The sequence below is a fragment of the Streptomyces sp. CBMA156 genome, from assembly GCF_014596515.1.
In the GTDB taxonomy this organism is placed as follows: domain Bacteria; phylum Actinomycetota; class Actinomycetes; order Streptomycetales; family Streptomycetaceae; genus Kitasatospora.
Window position 1 is genome coordinate 25,556 of the sequence record NZ_MSJQ01000183.1, and the last position, 15,953, is coordinate 41,508.

16 protein-coding genes are annotated in these 15,953 nt (G+C 73.1%); 10 read left to right on the top strand and 6 right to left on the bottom strand.

Translation table 11 applies throughout. The features are described 5' to 3' along the window. The first annotated feature begins 51 nt into the window (after positions 1-51). Positions 52-912, top strand: coding sequence for a GNAT family N-acetyltransferase (locus BU198_RS15205; protein ID WP_188297384.1), 861 nt, complete (start codon positions 52-54; stop codon positions 910-912). A gap of 101 nt (positions 913-1,013) precedes the next feature. Here BU198_RS15205 and BU198_RS15210 read toward each other — a convergent pair whose 3' ends face one another. The 3 genes from BU198_RS15210 to BU198_RS15220 all read right to left on the bottom strand — a co-directional run bounded on the left by BU198_RS15210 (position 1,014) and on the right by BU198_RS15220 (position 4,108). Beyond that, entirely contained in the window at positions 1,014-2,381 is a 1,368-nt protein-coding gene (locus tag BU198_RS15210; protein WP_317620131.1) for a pyridoxal phosphate-dependent decarboxylase family protein, read from the bottom strand. 186 nt (positions 2,382-2,567) lie between these two features. Continuing rightward, on the bottom strand, positions 2,568-3,032 hold the full coding sequence (locus BU198_RS15215) for an Lrp/AsnC family transcriptional regulator (RefSeq protein WP_049651848.1): 465 nt from the start codon (positions 3,030-3,032) through the stop codon (positions 2,568-2,570). Positions 3,033-3,184: 152 nt separating this feature from the next. After that, positions 3,185-4,108, bottom strand: a complete 924-nt coding sequence (locus BU198_RS15220; RefSeq protein ID WP_188297385.1) for an NADP-dependent oxidoreductase — start codon at positions 4,106-4,108, stop codon at positions 3,185-3,187. A gap of 219 nt (positions 4,109-4,327) precedes the next feature. Between BU198_RS15220 and nadA the strand changes: the two genes are divergently transcribed. Continuing rightward, positions 4,328-5,512 carry a quinolinate synthase NadA gene (gene nadA, locus BU198_RS15225; protein ID WP_317620132.1) on the top strand — a complete coding sequence of 395 codons (1,185 nt, stop codon included), beginning with the start codon at positions 4,328-4,330 and terminating at the stop codon, positions 5,510-5,512. Between the two features lie 81 nt (positions 5,513-5,593). Here nadA and pspAA read toward each other — a convergent pair whose 3' ends face one another. Together pspAA and BU198_RS15235 are read right to left on the bottom strand one after the other, a co-directional pair. Beyond that, the gene (gene pspAA / locus BU198_RS15230) at positions 5,594-5,887 is read right to left on the bottom strand and encodes a PspA-associated protein PspAA (RefSeq protein WP_188297386.1); all 294 of its coding nucleotides are present in this window, start codon (positions 5,885-5,887) and stop codon (positions 5,594-5,596) included. Between the two features lie 37 nt (positions 5,888-5,924). Further along, complete coding sequence (locus tag BU198_RS15235) at positions 5,925-6,731, bottom strand: PspA/IM30 family protein (RefSeq protein WP_188297387.1); 807 nt, start codon at positions 6,729-6,731, stop codon at positions 5,925-5,927. Between the two features lie 301 nt (positions 6,732-7,032). Here BU198_RS15235 and BU198_RS42170 point away from each other — a divergent pair, with 301 nt between their 5' ends. Continuing rightward, the gene (locus tag BU198_RS42170; RefSeq protein WP_317620133.1) at positions 7,033-7,629 is read left to right on the top strand and encodes a DUF3043 domain-containing protein; all 597 of its coding nucleotides are present in this window, start codon (positions 7,033-7,035) and stop codon (positions 7,627-7,629) included. Positions 7,630-7,829: 200 nt separating this feature from the next. Then, positions 7,830-8,570 (top strand): class I SAM-dependent methyltransferase, encoded by a 741-nt coding sequence (locus tag BU198_RS15245; RefSeq protein ID WP_223244421.1) that lies wholly within the window; start codon positions 7,830-7,832, stop codon positions 8,568-8,570. 52 nt (positions 8,571-8,622) lie between these two features. On the opposite strand, the gene BU198_RS15250 is transcribed toward BU198_RS15245, so the two are convergent. After that, positions 8,623-8,823, bottom strand: a complete 201-nt coding sequence (locus tag BU198_RS15250) for a hypothetical protein (RefSeq protein ID WP_188297388.1) — start codon at positions 8,821-8,823, stop codon at positions 8,623-8,625. Between the two features lie 96 nt (positions 8,824-8,919). Between BU198_RS15250 and cobU the strand changes: the two genes are divergently transcribed. From cobU to BU198_RS15280, 6 genes are all read left to right on the top strand, one after another. Then, positions 8,920-9,534, top strand: coding sequence for a bifunctional adenosylcobinamide kinase/adenosylcobinamide-phosphate guanylyltransferase (gene cobU / locus BU198_RS15255; RefSeq protein WP_223244411.1), 615 nt, complete (start codon positions 8,920-8,922; stop codon positions 9,532-9,534). Between the two features lie 28 nt (positions 9,535-9,562). Further along, complete coding sequence (locus BU198_RS15260; RefSeq protein WP_188297390.1) at positions 9,563-10,687, top strand: nicotinate-nucleotide--dimethylbenzimidazole phosphoribosyltransferase; 1,125 nt, start codon at positions 9,563-9,565, stop codon at positions 10,685-10,687. Between the two features lie 177 nt (positions 10,688-10,864). Next, positions 10,865-11,662, top strand: a complete 798-nt coding sequence (locus BU198_RS15265; RefSeq protein ID WP_188297391.1) for an adenosylcobinamide-GDP ribazoletransferase — start codon at positions 10,865-10,867, stop codon at positions 11,660-11,662. 257 nt (positions 11,663-11,919) lie between these two features. Then, positions 11,920-13,422 carry a leucyl aminopeptidase gene (locus BU198_RS15270; protein WP_188297392.1) on the top strand — a complete coding sequence of 501 codons (1,503 nt, stop codon included), beginning with the start codon at positions 11,920-11,922 and terminating at the stop codon, positions 13,420-13,422. A 382-nt stretch (positions 13,423-13,804) separates the two neighbouring features. Then, complete coding sequence (gene lpdA, locus BU198_RS15275) at positions 13,805-15,211, top strand: dihydrolipoyl dehydrogenase (protein WP_188297393.1); 1,407 nt, start codon at positions 13,805-13,807, stop codon at positions 15,209-15,211. An 80-nt stretch (positions 15,212-15,291) separates the two neighbouring features. Next, on the top strand, positions 15,292-15,953 hold a 662-nt coding region (locus BU198_RS15280; RefSeq protein ID WP_317620134.1), incomplete at its 3' end, for a biotin/lipoyl-containing protein.

The window sequence follows — 15,953 nt, forward strand, 5'->3', positions numbered from 1 at the left end:
ATCCGGGTGAACCGGCCCCGGCGCGGCCCGCGGGACGCCAGGATGGTCCGCATGATCCTTCGCCCGGTCAGGGACACCGCCGCGGACGCGGAGGCCGTCCGGGAGCTCACCGCCGCCGCGCTCGCCGACGACGCCCCGGCCGGGTCCGCACCGGACCCGACGCCGCTGCGGCTGGCCGGGACCAGGCACCTGGCGCGCACCGATCCCGGGGGCTGCTGGCTGGCGGAGAGCGGTGGCGAGCCGGTCGGGGTGGTGCTGTCGATCCGCAGGGAGGGCCTGTGGGCGCCCTCGCTGCTCGCGGTCCGGCCGTCGGCGCGGGGCAAGGGCGTCGGCCGGCTGCTGCTGGAACGGGCGGCGGCGCACTCCAAGGGCTGTCTGCGCGGGATGGTGTGCGCCGCGGACTCCCCGGCGGCGGCCCGCCGCTACCGGCTGGCCGGGTTCACCCTGCATCCGGCGATGGGGCTGGCCGGACGGGTGGACCGGGACGGGCTGCTCGACCCCGGGGACATCCCGGTGCACCGCGGCAACGCCACCCACCGGCACCTGCTGGACTCGGTGGACCGGCGGCTGCGCGGGTCCGCGCACGGTCCTGACCACGAGCTGATGCTGGGCCACTTCGAGGAGCTGCTGATCGCCGACGCGCTGGCCGGCAGCGGCTACTGCTACCGGGACGGCGGCGTGGTGCGGCTGCTCGCGGCGACCAGCAAGCGGATCGCCGCCCGGCTGCTGCGCGAGGCGCTGGCCCGGGTGCCGGACGGGGTCGAGGCGCGGGTGGAGTACCTCACCGCGGAGCAGGAATGGGCGCTGGACGTCGGGCTGGAGGTCGGGCTGACCCCGCGGTCCCGCGGTTTCGTCGGGGTGCGGGGGATGCGGCCGCCGGCACCGTACCTGCCGAGCGGGGCGTTCCTGTAGCGCGGGCGTTCCCGTGGCACGGGCGTTCTCGTGGCACGGACGGGCGGGAGCGCGTCCGGCCCCACCGGGGAGCCGGTGGGGCCGGACGGCGGATGCCTCGGTCAGACCATGGTGGCCAGGATCTCCTCGACCATCTCCATGGTGGTGCCGGGGTGGAGGAAGGCGAAGCGGGCGACCGTCTCGCCGTCCCACCCGGTGGGGGTGACGAAGCCGATCTGGTCCGCGAGCAGCTGCTGCGACCAGCGGTAGTAGTCGTCGTTGGTCCAGCCCCTGCGCTTGAAGCAGACCGCCGAGAGCTGCGGGTCGAACAGCAGCTCCAGGTGCTCGGTCTCGCGGATCAGCCGCGCGGTCTCCCTGGCCAGGGTGAGGCCGGCCTCGATGGCGTCGGTGTAGGCCTGGACGCCGTGCACGGCCAGCGAGAACCAGAGCGGCAGGCCGCGGGCGCGCCGGGTCAGGTGGTAGGCGTAGTCGGTGGGGTTCCACTCGTCGCCCTCGGTGTGCAGCACGTCCAGGTAGGAGGCGTCCTGGGTGTGCACGGCGCGGGCGAGCTGCGGGTTGCGGTAGATCAGCGCGGCGCAGTCGAAGGGGGCGAACAGCCACTTGTGCGGGTCGACCACGAAGGAGTCGGCGTGCTCGATGCCGTCGTAGCGCTCGCGGACCGAGGGGGCGAACAGGCCCGCGCCGCCGTAGGCGCCGTCCACGTGGAACCACAGGTCGCGCTCGCGGGCGACCTCGGCCAGGCCCTTGAGGTCGTCGACGATGCCCTCGTTGGTGGTGCCCGCGGTGCCGACCACGGCGATCACCGTCTCGGGGTGGGGGTCGGCAGCCAGCGCGGCGCGCAGCGCCTCGCCGGTGAACCGCCGGTCGACGGTCGGGACCTTGAAGGCCTCGACGCCGATGATGTTGAAGGTGTTCTTGACCGAGGAGTGCACCTGGTCGGCGACCGCGATCCGCAGCCGCGCCTCCGGACCGACGCCGAGCCGGCGGCGGGCGGTGTCGCGGGCGACCACGAGGGCGGAGAGGTTGCCCGCCGAGCCGCCGGAGACGAAGGTGCCGCCGGCCGACTGGGGCATGCCCGCGCGGTCGGCGATCAGGCGCAGCACCTGGTTCTCGGCGGCGATCGCGCCGGCCGCCTCCAGCCAGGAGATGCCCTGGAGGGAGGCGCAGGAGACGACCATGTCGAACAGCAGCGCGGCCTTGGTCGGGGCGCACGGGATGAAGGACAGGTAGCGCGGGCTGTCGGCGGAGATGACCGCCCTGGACAGCTCGTGGTCGTACAGCTTCAGCACGTCGGCCGGGGCGTTGCCGTCCTGGTTGAGCAGGCCGGCCAGCTGGCCTCGCAGGTGCTCGCCGTCGCCGGGGTGGTCGAGCGGGACGGGGTCGTACTGCAGCCGCTCCCGCATGTAGTCGAAGACCAGGTCGACCAGGTCGTTGTCGGGCCGGTGCATGCGGTCGGGTGCTGCGGACACGGCTGTCCCTCTCGGCGTGGGGTGTCGGGGGGCGTCCGGTCGGCGGGACGCTTCACCGCGACGGCCGGACATGATCAGCGTAGGCAGCACCGGCACCCCGGCGCGCGTCGGAACGCGGCTGGTCAGGCAGGTTTCGGGCGTCTTCGGGACGGTCCGCGCAGGATTCCTGCGTGCCGCCCGCAGGGGCTATCCGATGAGCTGGGAGAGGACCACGGAGGAGCGGCTGCGCTGCACGCCGGGCTCGCGCCGGATGCGCTCGATGACGGCCTCCAGGTGGCGCATGTCGGCGGCCCGCAGGTGCACCAGGGCGTCCGGATCGCCGGTGACCGTCCAGGCGGCGACCACCTCGGGGAACTGCCGCAGGCTGGCGAGGATCTCTTCGGGGGCGGTGCGCTCGCGGCAGTAGACCTCGACGAAGGCCTCGGTCTGCCAGCCCAGCACGGAGGGGTCGAGCACCACGGTGAAGCCCCGCACCACGCCGCGTGCCCGCAGCCGGTCGATCCGCCGGCGCACGGCGGTGGCGGAGAGGTTCACCTGGAGGCCGATCTCGGCGTACGAGGCACGGCCGTCGCTGCCGAGCCGGGCGAGCAGGAGGCGGTCGGTCTCGTCCAGGTCGGCCCCGACCACCTCGTGCGCTCGGCTGCTGGTCATCGGTGCGGGGCTCCACGGGTCGTACGGGCGTTTCGGCGGGGCGCTCCGGTGGCGGGCTCCACTGCCCGGGCGCCTTTGCCGAAACGGTTCGTCACCATTCTGGCGGATGACCCGGACGAGTTCACCGCCGACGGACGACGGGCGGGCGGCCGTCACCGGACGAGCAGCACGATCTTCCCCCTGGTGCGGCCCTCGGCGCTGAGCGCCTGGGCGGAGGCCGCCTGGGCCAGCGGGAAGGTGGAGGCGACGGTGACGGTCAGCCGGCCGTCGTCGGCGAGCGCGGCCAGCTCGGCGAGGTCTCCGGCGTCCGGGCGGACCCAGACGTACCGGCCGCCGAGCGCCTTGACCCCGAAGTCGGCGATCGAGGCGATCCGGCCCGGGTCGGCCACCAGGCCGGCCGAGACCTGGACGGCTCCGTGGCCGACCAGGTCGAGGGCCGCGTCCACCCCGTCGGGGGCGAGTGCGCGGACCCGCTCGGCCAGGCCCTCGCCGTACACGACCGGCTCGGCGCCGAGGCCGCGCAGGAAGTCGTGGTTGCGCTCGGCCGCGGTGCCGATCACCCGGGCGCCGCGCGCCCTGGCCAGCTGCACCGCCAGGTGGCCCACCCCGCCGGCGGCGGCGTGCACCAGAACGGTCTCCCCCTCGGCGACGCCCAGCGCCCGCAGGCCCTGCAGGGCGGTGAGCCCGGCCAGCGGCAGGCCGCCGGACTGCGCCCAGTCCAGCGCGGCCGGCCTGCGGGCCAGGGTGCGGATCGGGGCGGAGACCAGCTCGGCGTACGTCCCGTGCTCGACGGCGTCCTTGCGGACGTAGCCGTACACCTCGTCGCCCGGGGCGAACTCGGTGACCGCGCCGCCGACCGCGCGGACCACCCCGGCCACGTCCCAGCCCATGACCAGCGGGAAGTGCACGTCGAGGAGGCCGTCCAGGGCGCCGTCCCTGATCCTCCAGTCCACCGGGTTCACCCCGGCCGCCCTGACCTCCACGAGGACGGAGTCGGGCCCGACCCTGGGGTCGGGCAGGTCGGTGTACTCGACCACCTCGGGGCCGCCGTAGCGGTTGATCGCGATTGCCTTCATGGGCTCAGCCATACCCCCGGGCTCCGGCATATCGATTCGGCCACACCCGGACTGCCCCGAATCGGTGATCCGGCTCCGCGGGGTCCATTCCGGCAAGCGGTTCTCGTCACATCGACAGGATGGCCATCGTCACTCTGACGCTAAGCGGTTAGAATAGATAGCGTCAGTTAGACGAAAAGGCCCCACCGCTAGCTCGGCCGCACAGAAGGGCACCCGCCCGTGACCACCACCATCACCGAGACCTACGGCGTCGACCCCACCCCGACGCCGCTCGCTCTGCTGCTGCTCGGCCGTGAGGCCGACCCGAACAGCGAGCGCGGCGTCGAATGCCCCGGTGACCTCCCTCCGGCCTCCGACCCGAACCTCGTCGAGCGAGCCCGGGCGGCCAAGGCCGCCCTCGGCGACCGCGTCTTCATCCTCGGCCACCACTACCAGCGCGACGAGGTGATCGAGTTCGCCGACGTCACCGGCGACTCCTTCAAGCTCGCCCGCGACGCCGCGGCCCGCCCCGAGGCCGAGTACATCGTCTTCTGCGGCGTGCACTTCATGGCCGAGTCCGCGGACATCCTCACCAGCGAGCGCCAGCAGGTCGTCCTGCCGGACCTCGCGGCCGGCTGCTCGATGGCCGACATGGCCACCGCCGAGCAGGTCGCCGAGTGCTGGGACGCGCTGACCGACGCCGGCATAGCCGACGTGACCGTCCCGGTCTCGTACATGAACTCCTCCGCCGACATCAAAGCCTTCACCGGGCGGCACGGCGGCCTCATCTGCACCTCCTCCAACGCCAAGCGCGCCCTGGAGTGGGCCTTCGAGCAGGGCCGGAAGGTGCTGTTCCTGCCCGACCAGCACCTCGGCCGCAACACCGCGGTGCGCGACATGGGCTTCTCCCTCGACGACTGCGTGGTCTACAACCCGCACCGGCCGAACGGCGGGCTGACCGCCGAGCAGCTGCGGGACGCGAAGATGATCCTCTGGCGCGGGCACTGCTCGGTGCACGGCAGGTTCAGCCTGGACTCGGTCAACGACGTCCGCGAGCGGATCCCCGGCGTGAACGTCCTGGTGCACCCCGAGTGCAAGCACGAGGTCGTCGCGGCGGCCGACATGGTGGGCTCGACCGAGTACATCATCAAGGCGCTGGACGCCGCCGAGCCCGGCTCCAAGTGGGCCATCGGCACCGAGCTGAACCTCGTCCGCCGCCTGGCCAAGGCGCACCCGGACAAGGAGATCGTCTTCCTGGACCGCGCGGTCTGCTTCTGCTCGACCATGAACCGGATCGACCTGCCGCACCTGGTCTGGGCGCTGGAGTCGCTGGTCGAGGGCCGGGTGCCGAACGTGATCACCGTCGACCCGGAGACCGAGAAGTACGCCAAGGCCGCGCTGGACCGGATGCTGGCCCTGCCGTAGCCCCCGGGCGGACAACGACGAAAGGGCGGGCCCCCTCCGGTGGGAGGGGGCCCGCCCTTTCGTCTGGCAGCAGTCGCAGCGCTACTCGGGGAAGCCCGGGATCACGCCTTCGCCGTCGGCCATCAGCAGCTCGCGGACCTCGTCGATCGTCGCGTCCGCGCTCGGCAGGATCAGCTCCGACGGCTCCAGAGAGTCCAGCGGCAGCGGAGCGCCCGAGCCCTTCACCGCGGCAAGCAGCTTGCCGTAGGTCAGCCGGAAGCGCTCCTCGTCGCCTGACTCCACCGCGGTGACGAGGTCAGAGTCGAGCGTGTTCAGCTCGTTCAGGTGGTCCTCGCCCACCTCGTACTGCCCTTCACCCATGACCCTGATGATCATGCCGTGCGTCTCCCTGGTTCGTGGGGTCGAGCTCAGATCACTTGTTGTAGTTGATGCGCGGGGTGTCCTGCTGCGGCTGCGGCTGGGCGTCCTGCGGCCTGCCCTGCTCGATCGCGGCGGGGCCGGCCGAGGAGGGACCGGACAGCTCGGCCTTCATCCGGGCCAGCTCCAGCTCGACGTCGGACCCGCCGGCCACCCGCTCCAGCTCGGCCTCGATGTCGTCCTTGCGGCCCAGGCCGCTCGCGTCGTCCAGCGCACCGGAGGCGAGCAGCTCGTCGATCGCACCGGCCCTGGCCTGCATCTGGGCCGTCTTGTCCTCGGCCCGCTGGATCGCCAGGCCGACGTCGCCCATCTCCTCCGAGATCCCCGAGAAGGACTCGGCGATGCGGGTCTGCGCCTGGGCGGCCGTGTACGTCGCCTTGATGGTCTCCTTCTTGGTGCGGAAGGCGTCCACCTTGGCCTGAAGTCGCTGGGAGGCGAGGGTGAGCTTCTCCTCCTCGGCCTGGAGCTGCTGGTACTGCGTCTCCAGGTCGGTGATCTGCGACTGCATGTTGGCCTTGCGGGTCAACGCCTCACGGGCGAGGTCCTCGCGGCCCAGGGACAGGGCCTTGCGGCCCTGGTCCTCGTACTTCGCCGACTGCTGCTGGAGCTGGGTCAGCTGGAGTTCGAGCCGCTTGCGCGAGGTCGCGACATCCGCGACACCCCGTCGTACCTTCTGGAGCAGCTCAAGCTGCTTCTGGTAGGAGTAGTCAAGCGTCTCACGCGGATCCTCCGCCCGATCCAAGGCCTTGTTCGCCTTGGAGCGGAAGATCAGCCCCATACGCTTCATGATTCCGTCGCTCATGGGCCTCGGGTGCCCCCTTCTCCGGCCTGCGGTCTCTATCTCGTTACCAGACACGACGAGTGTATGTGCAGCGAGCCCGTCGCCGCAGTGCACCTGCCTGCAACAAGACTGCTACAGGCACCAGGGGCGTTTCCTCCTCCCCCGGGTGGATCCGCCCCTCATACCCCCCATCGTCCATCCGACTGATCCCCTACGGGAAGGCCCCGGGAAACCCGTGCCGGACCGCGACCTCGCGGTATCGATATGCGTTCGGTTCCGAGGGCACCCGTGGAAGCCGCGTCGCACCCCGTACGCTGGGGGTGTGTTCCGACGCCGTTCAGATGATGCCGCCGCCTCCGCCACCGTGCTGGAGAAGCAGGACGAGACGACCGCCCGCGACCCGCAGGCCAAGAAGGGCCGACCCACCCCCAAGCGCAGTGAGGCCGAGGCCAACCGGCGTACCCGGGTGACGGTGCCCAAGGACCGCAAGGAGGCCAGCCGCCAGGCCCGCGACCGCATGCGGGTCGAGCGCGAGAAGCAGCGCCAGGCCCTGATGGACGGCGACGAGCGCCACCTGCCGGCCCGTGACAAGGGCCCGGTGCGCAGGTTCACCCGCGACTTCGTGGACTCCCGCTGGTCGCTCGCCGAGTTCTTCCTGCCGGCCGCCGTGGTCATCCTGGTGCTGAGCATCGTCAAGGTGCCGACGCTCCAGCTGCTCTCCACGCTGCTGTTCCTGCTGTTCTTCGTCTTCGTGATCCTGGACTTCGTCCGCCTCGGCCTCGGCCTGCGCAAGCAGCTGGCCGAGCGCTTCGCCGGGCAGAACACCCGCGGCGCCGTCGCGTACGGCATCATGCGCACCCTCCAGATGCGCCGGCTGCGCCTGCCCAAGCCGCAGGTGCGGCGCGGGGAGAAGCCCTGACCGCCGAACCGGTCGACTCCGGCTGGGCCCCGCCGTCCTGGGAGGGGCCCGGCCTCTACGCACTTCCCGGCCAGGGGGGCGCACTTCCCGGACACGGGAGCGGGCTTCCTGGGCAGGGTGAGGGCGGCCACGACCGGCTGGCCCAGGAGCGCCGGCTGCCCTCCCGCAGCGGTTCCTTCGCCGGCGGCACCGGTGCCTGGCTGGAGCGGCTCGGCGGGCTGCGCAACTTCGTCCGCCAGGAGCTCGTCGCCCGCCAGCTGGCCGAACAGCTGGCCGGGCGCAGCGCGCAGCGCGTCCTCGACATCGGCTGCGGCCAGGGCACCCAGGCCCTGCGGCTGGCCCGGGCCGGCCACTACGTCACCGGACTCGACTCGGACCCGGTCGCGCTCGGCGTCGCCCAGGGGGCGCTCGCCGAGGAGCCGCCGGAGGTCCGCGGCCGGATGCAGCTGCTCAGCGGCGACGGCCACCAGTGCGGGCGCTGGTTCGGCCCACGCAGCTTCGACGTGGTGCTCTGCCACGGCGTGCTGATGTACCTGCCCGACCCGGACCCGATGATCGCGTCGCTGGCCCGGCTGCTGGCGCCCGGCGGACTGCTCTCGCTGCTGGTCCGCAACCGCGACGCGCTCGCCCTGCGGCCCGCCGCCGCCGGGGACTGGCGGGCCGCGCTGCACGCCTTCGAGAGCGACCGGTACTACAACCGGCTCGGACTGGCCGCGCGCGCCGACCGGCTCGCCGACCTGACCGTCACCCTGTCCGAGGTGTCGGTGCCGATCCGGCACTGGTACGGCGTGCGGGTTTTCACCGACAACGCCCCGGACGACGCGACGCCGCCGGTGGACGGGCGGCAGCTGGCCCAGCTCCTGGAAGCCGAGGACCGGGCCGGCCGCACCGACCCCTACCGGCAGGTCGCCGCGCTCCTGCACGTGATCGGGGCGAAGTAGCCCCACCGGATCGGGGCGAAGTGGCCGCACCGGCCGCTCCACCCCGTCGGGCCTACTCCTCGCTCAGGCTCATCGCGTAGACGACCCGGTCGTCCTCCAGCAGCACCGCGGTGTCCACACCGTCCTCCGCGAGCTGCTTCCAGGTCTCCCCGATCCAGGTCTCGGCGTCCCCCTGGCCGGCGAACTCCTCCTGGTTGCCGCCGGGCGCGACCGCGCTGCCGTCCGACTTCTCGTACCGCCACGTCCAGACCATGCCGGCTCCTCCCACTGACCACGCTGCCTGTGTTGCTGCGCACCATAGCCTGCCCGGCTCGATCTTCCGTATGCCTCGTCCGGCAGGATGGACGGCATGGCGACCCCATCCCAGCCCAGCCGCCCCGCGCCGCCCCGGACCCTGCTGCTCGGCGGCGCCCGCTCCGGCAAGTCCACCCGCGCCGAACAGCTGCTCGCCGGCCACCAGGACGTCCTGTACGTGGCCACCGGCGGCACCAGGGACGGCGACACCGAGTGGGCCCAGCGGGTCGCGCTGCACCGGGAGCGCCGGCCCGCGAGCTGGCGCACCGCCGAGACCTGCGACCTGGAGACCGTCCTGGCCGACCGGACCGACCGGGCGCCGGTGCTGGTCGACTGCCTCGCGCTGTGGCTGACCGCCGTGATGGACGACTGCGGCGCCTGGGACGACGAGGTCTGGGCGGACGGCGGAGAGGCCGCCGTGCAGCGCCACTGCGAGGCGCTGGCGCGGGCCTGGGCGGCCACCGGCCGGGCCGCCGTGGCGGTGAGCAACGAGGTCGGCATGGGCGTCGTCCCCGCCACCGCCGCCGGCCGCCGCTTCCGCGACGCCCTGGGCCGGCTCAACATGGCCGTGGCGGACGCCTCCGAGCGGGTCCTGCTGGTGGTGGCCGGGCAGGTGCTCACCATCAAGCCGGACCCCTTCGCACCGGACGTCAAGCCAGCCTCGGCATGAACATCCGCGGCGTGTAGCCTTCCGGACGATGGACACGACCGTGGATCTCGATACGTTCTCCTCGCTCGTCGAGCGCCCCGACGAGAGCGCCCGGCGGGCCGCCGAGGAACGCTGGCAGGCGGCCGACCGGCCGCGCGGCGGGCTCGGCAAGCTCGAGGAGCTGGGCAGCTGGCTGGCCTCCGTACAGGGGCGTTCCCCGGTGCTGCCGGTCTCCGCGCCCAAGGTGCTGCTGTTCGCCGCCGACCACGGCGTGGCGGCGCTCGGGGTCTCCCGGATGCCCGCCGAGGGCGGCACCGCGGCCCGGGTGCGGGCGGTGCTCGACGGCAGCGCGCCGGTGTCCCGGCTGGCCACGCGCTACGGCGCGCAGGTCAGGGTGGTCGACGTCGCGGTCGACGCCGACCCGGCCGACTTCCCGGACGAGGTGGTCGCCCACCGGGTCCGGCGCGGCTCCGGGCGGATCGACGTCGAGGACGCGCTCACCGCGCAGGAGACCGTCCGGGCCTTCCGGGCCGGCATGGCCGTCGCCGACGAGGAGGCCGACGCCGGCACCGACCTGGTGCTGCTCGGTGACCTCGGGGTCGGCGCCACCACGGTGGCCGGCGTCCTGGTCGGCGCGCTGTGCGGGACGGACGCGGCGGCGGTGACCGGGCGCGGCTCCGGGATCGACGACCGGGTGTGGATGGTCAAGTGCGCCACCATCAGGGACTCGCTGCGGCGGGCCCGGCCGGTGCTCGGCGACCAGCTGGCGCTGCTCGGCGCCACCGGCGGGGCCGACTTCGCGGCCATCACCGGCTTCCTGCTCCAGGCGGCCGTACGGCGGCTGCCGGTGGTCCTGGACGGCGTGGTCTCCGCAGCCTGCGCACTGGTCGCCCAGCGGATCGCCTTCCGGGCGCCGGAGTGGTGGCGGGCCGGGCAGTCCAGCGGCGAGCCGGCCCAGGCGAAGGCGTACGACCGGCTGACCCTGACACCGTTGCAGGAGCAGGGCATCACCATGGGCGAAGGCCTCGGGGCGCTGCTGGCGCTGCCGCTGCTCCAGGCCGCGGGGGACGTGCTCGCGGACGAGGCGCCGAAGCCGTTCGTGCCGGCGGCACCGAGGGAGCCGAAGGAGCCGCCGAAGCTGCCCTCGGCGGCGGACCTGCTGCGGAAGCTGTAGGCGGAGGCGGGGCGTCGGCGACCGGCCGCCCGCGACCGGGTGACGGCTCCTCGCCTTCCGCCGCGCGGTTCCCCGTGCCCCTGTCGGGCGCGGGGATTCCGTTTGTGCGGTTCGGTGCGGCGCAGTTCAGGGCAGCCCGGGTCGGCGCGGGTCGGTGCGGGTCAGTGCGATGAGGAGATGACGATGGCCGGCGGCGGCGATCGGGCCGGCTGGGCCGACGGCCTGCGGTTCGGGTTCGGGACGCTGTCCGTCCTGCGGGTGCGGGTGGAACGGTGGGACCGGGCCGCCGGGGCCCGGGCGATGATGACGGCTCCGCTGGTGGGGCTGGTGCTGGGGACGGCCGCGGCCGCGGCCGGAGCGCTGGTGGCCTGGCGGGCGGGCGGGCTGCTCGGCGCGGTGACGGCGGTGGCGGTGCTCGCCGGGCTGACCCGGGGGCTGCACCTGGACGGTCTGGCGGACGTCGCCGACGGGCTGGGCAGCGGGAAGCCGGCCGAGGACGCCCTGCGCATCATGAAGCAGTCCGACATCGGGCCGTTCGGCGTACTGACCCTGGTCCTCGTCCTGCTCCTCCAGATCGCCGCCCTGGCCGGTCAGTTCGGTCACTCTCCGTTGCGAGGTGCGCTCGCGGTGCTCGCCTCCGCGACGGCCGCGCGGTGCGCGCTCACCTGGGGTTGCCTGCGCTCGGTGCCACCCGCACGGCCCGGCGGGCTCGGGGCGATGGTGGCCGGCACCGTGCCGCCCGCGGGAGCCGCCGCGGGGACGGCCGCCACGATGCTCGCCCTGGCCGCGCTCGGACTGTCTGACGGATGGTCAACTCTCCGTCTTCCGCTGGCCGTTGCGATCGGCGTGGGCTGCGCCCGGCTGCTGCTCGGCCGCTGCGTGCGCCGGTTCGGCGGGATCACCGGCGACGTGCTCGGAGCGATGGCCGAGACCGCGGCGGCCGCCTCGCTGTTCGCCCTGGCGTTGCTCGGCTGACACCGGGCGGCGCGTGATCCCAGCATGCGGACTACCATGCGTGAAGCACCGCAGCCCTGCACCGTGGCAGGTCCTGCCCGCCCGGCGCGCACCGAGGAGCCGGGGCCTCTGATGTGCGCGGCCGCCTCCGGCGGACGCGCGCTCCAGGGGGCCCGGACCTCCGGACCCGCCGGCGGACGGCCTGCGACGGCGGGCTGCGCCGGTACGGCAGTCTCGCCGTGCCCGGCCGTGGACCGCGAAAGAACAGGACGCATTACGTGACTGCATTGTCTGTGAGCACCTCCTCCGCCGCCTCGCTGCGTGCGGACGCCCTGGTGGTCGGTGTCGCGAAGGGCCCGAAGGGCATCGTGCTGGCCCCCGGCGCCGAGGCCGTGAACGAGGCGTTCGAGGGCAAGCTGGCCGAGGTCCTCGGCACCCTGGGCGCGACCGGCGCCGAGGGCGAGGCCGTCAAGGTCGCCTCCCCCGCCGGGCTGAAGGCCGCGCTCGTGCTCGCGGTCGGCCTGGGCGAGGCCGCCGAGGACGGTTACCAGCCGGAGGCGCTGCGCCGCGCCGCCGGTGTCGCCGCCCGCACCCTGGCCGGCGCCAAGAAGGCCGCGCTGGCCCTCCCGGTCGAGTCCGCGGCGGACGTCGAGGCGGTCGCGCTGGGCGGCCTGCTCGGCTCGTACGCCTTCGGCGCGTACAAGGCCAACGGCAACGGCAAGGAGCCGGTCGGCGAGCTGGTCGTGCTGGCCGCCCGCAAGGGCAGCAAGGACGCCAAGGCCGCCGTGGAGCGTGCCGCCGCGATCGGCGAGGAGATGAACCGCGCCCGCGACCTGGTCAACACCGCGCCGAACGACCTGAACCCGAAGAGCTTCGCCGCGATCGCCCAGGCGGCCGGCAAGGAGCACGGCCTCAAGGTCGAGGTGCTGGACGAGAAGGCGCTGGCCAAGGGCGGCTTCGGCGGCCTGCTGGGCGTCGGCGGCGGCTCGGCGAACCCGCCCCGCCTGGTGAAGGTGGCCTACACCCACCCGAAGGCCAAGGCCACCCTGGCGTTCATCGGCAAGGGCATCACCTACGACTCGGGCGGCATCTCGCTGAAGCCGGCCGGCCACAACGAGACCATGAAGTGCGACATGGCCGGCGCCGCCGCCGTGTTCGCCACCGTGGTGGCCGCCAAGCGCCTGGGCCTGGCCGTCAACGTGACCGGCTGGCTCGCCCTGGCCGAGAACATGCCGTCCGGCAGCGCCACCCGCCCGGGTGACGTCCTGAAGATGTACGGCGGCAAGACCGTCGAGGTCCTGAACACCGACGCCGAGGGCCGCCTGGTGCTGGCCGACGCGATCGTGCGGGCCGGCGAGGAGAACCCGGACGTCATCATCGACGTGGCGACCCTGACCGGCGCCATGGTGATGGCCCTGGGCAACCGCACCTTCGGCGTGATGGCCAACGACGACGAGCTGCGCTCGGAGCTGCACACCCTGGCCGGCGAGGCGGGCGAGCAGTCCTGGCCGATGCCGCTGCCGGCCGACCTGCGCAAGGGCTTCACCGAGTCGACCATCGCCGACCTGTCCAACATGGGCGAGCGGATGGGCGGCGGCCTGACGGCCGGTCTGTTCCTGCAGGAGTTCGTGGCCGAGGGCACCGCCTGGGCGCACCTGGACATCGCCGGTCCGGCGTTCCACGAGGGCGCGCCGTACGGCTACACCCCGAAGGGCGGCACCGCGAGCGCGGTGCGCACCCTGCTCCGCTTCGCCGAGCAGAAGGCGAACGGCAAGGCCTGATCCAGGCACTTCCCCGCCGACGGGGCCCGGCGCGCGTGCGCCGGGCCCCGTCGGCGTTCCGGCCCGGTTACCCGCGGGTAGGCCGGGGCGCCATGGCGAACCCCTGTTCGCTGCGGGCGAAACTTTGTTCCACAGTGCGGAAGTCGCCGCGGCGGACGGTGCGGAAGCCCCCCGTCCGGCGGCTGTCAACACCGCGCTGAGCTGCGATGATGCCCTTCCGTCCGAGGTGTTCCCGCCCCGGTGACCGCTCCACGGGACACCCCTGGGGCGGGCCCGGACATCAGCCGCCGTGAACAAGTGCGAAGATGTATTTCCGGCACGACTGGGCGCCCCACAAAGGCTTCCGACCCACCGGACCGCGACCGGCCCGGCGACCCACCCCATGCATGGAGGACGTGACGTGGCGAACGACGCCAGCACCGTTTTCGACGTTGTCATTCTCGGAGGCGGAAGCGGCGGTTACGCCGCGGCGCTCCGCGCCGCTCAGCTGGGCCTGAGCGTCGCCCTGGTCGAGAAGGGTGAGCTCGGCGGCACCTGCCTGCACCGCGGCTGCATCCCGACCAAGGCTCTGCTGCACGCCGCGGAGATCGCGGACGAGACGAAGGAAGCCGCCGAGTTCGGCGTGCTGGCCACCTTCCAGGGCATCGACATCAACGGCGTCCACAAGTACAAGGACGACGTCATCGCCGGCCTGTACAAGGGCCTCCAGGGCCTGGTGGCATCCCGCAAGGTGACCTTCATCCAGGGCGCGGGCAAGCTCTCCTCGCAGACCTCGGTGGACGTCAACGGCCAGCGCATCGAAGGCCGCCACATCGTCCTGGCCACCGGTTCGGTGCCGCGCTCGATCCCGGGCCTGGAGATCGACGGCAACCGCGTGATCTCCTCGGACCACGCCCTCAAGCTCGACCGCATCCCGAAGTCGGTCGTCATCCTCGGTGGCGGCGTCATCGGCGTCGAGTTCGCCTCCGTCTGGAAGTCCTTCGGCGTCGAGGTCACCATCGTCGAGGGGCTGCCGCACCTCGTCCCGCTGGAGGACGAGAACTCCTCCAAGCTGCTGGAGCGCGCGTTCCGCAAGCGCGGCATCAAGTTCGAGCTGAAGGCTCGCTTCTCGGGCGTCGAGTACACCGAGACCGGTGTCCGCGTCTCCACCGAGAACGGCAAGCAGATCGACGCCGACCTGCTGCTCGTCGCCATCGGCCGCGGCCCCGTCTCGGCCGGCCTCGGCTACGAGGAGAACGGCGTCGCGATGGACCGCGGCTACGTCCTGGTCGACGAGTACATGCGCACCAACGTGCCCACCATCTCCGCCGTCGGCGACCTCGCCCCGACCCTCCAGCTGGCCCACGTCGGCTTCGCCGAGGGCATCCTGGTCGCCGAGCGCCTGGCCGGCCTCAAGCCGGTGCCGATCGACTACGACGGCGTTCCGCGCGTGACCTACTCCAACCCCGAGGTGGCCTCCGTCGGCATCTCCGAGGCCAAGGCCGTCGAGCTGTACGGCAAGGAGAAGGTCGTCACCCTGAAGTACAACCTGGCCGGCAACGGCAAGAGCAAGATCCTGAAGACCGCCGGCGAGATCAAGCTCGTCCAGGTCAAGGACGGCGCCGTGGTCGGCGTCCACATGGTCGGTGCCCGCATGGGCGAGCAGGTCGGCGAAGCCCAGCTGATCTACAACTGGGAGGCGCTGCCGGCCGAGGTCGCGCAGCTCATCCACGCGCACCCGACCCAGTCCGAGGCCCTGGGCGAGGCGCACCTGGCGCTGGCCGGCAAGCCGCTGCACGCGCACGACTGATCACGCCCCACCCCCTTTCCCGGTACTTCCCGTACGCAAGTACTTCCCGTACGCAAGACTTGATAGGAGTCGCTGAAACCATGGCGGTCTCAGTAACACTGCCCGCGCTGGGCGAGAGCGTTTCCGAGGGCACCGTCACCCGCTGGCTGAAGGCCGAGGGTGAGCGTGTCGAGGTCGACGAGCCGCTGCTGGAGGTGTCGACCGACAAGGTCGACACCGAGATCCCGGCCCCGGCCTCCGGCATCCTGGCCTCGATCAAGGTCGCCGAGGACGAGACCGTCGAGGTGGGCGCCGAGCTGGCGATCATCGACGACGGCTCGGGTGCCCCGGCCGCTGCCCCGGCCCCGGTCGCCGAGGCCGCGCCGGTTGCCGCTCCGGCTGCTCCGGTTGCCGCCCCGGCCCCGGCCCCGGTCGCCGCTCCGGCTGCTCCGGCTGCCGCCCCGGCCGCCGACGCCACCCCGGTGCTGCTGCCCGCACTGGGCGAGTCGGTCACCGAGGGCACCGTCACCCGCTGGCTGAAGGCCGAGGGCGACACCGTCGAGGTCGACGAGCCGCTGCTGGAGGTCTCCACCGACAAGGTCGACACCGAGATCCCGTCGCCGGTCGCCGGCACCCTGGTGAAGATCCTGGTCGGCGAGGACGAGACCGCCGAGGTCGGCGCCCAGCTCGCGCTGATCGGCGCCGCCGGTGCCGTCGCCGCCGCCCCGGCTGCTCCGGTTGCCGCTCCGGTCGCCGCCCCGGC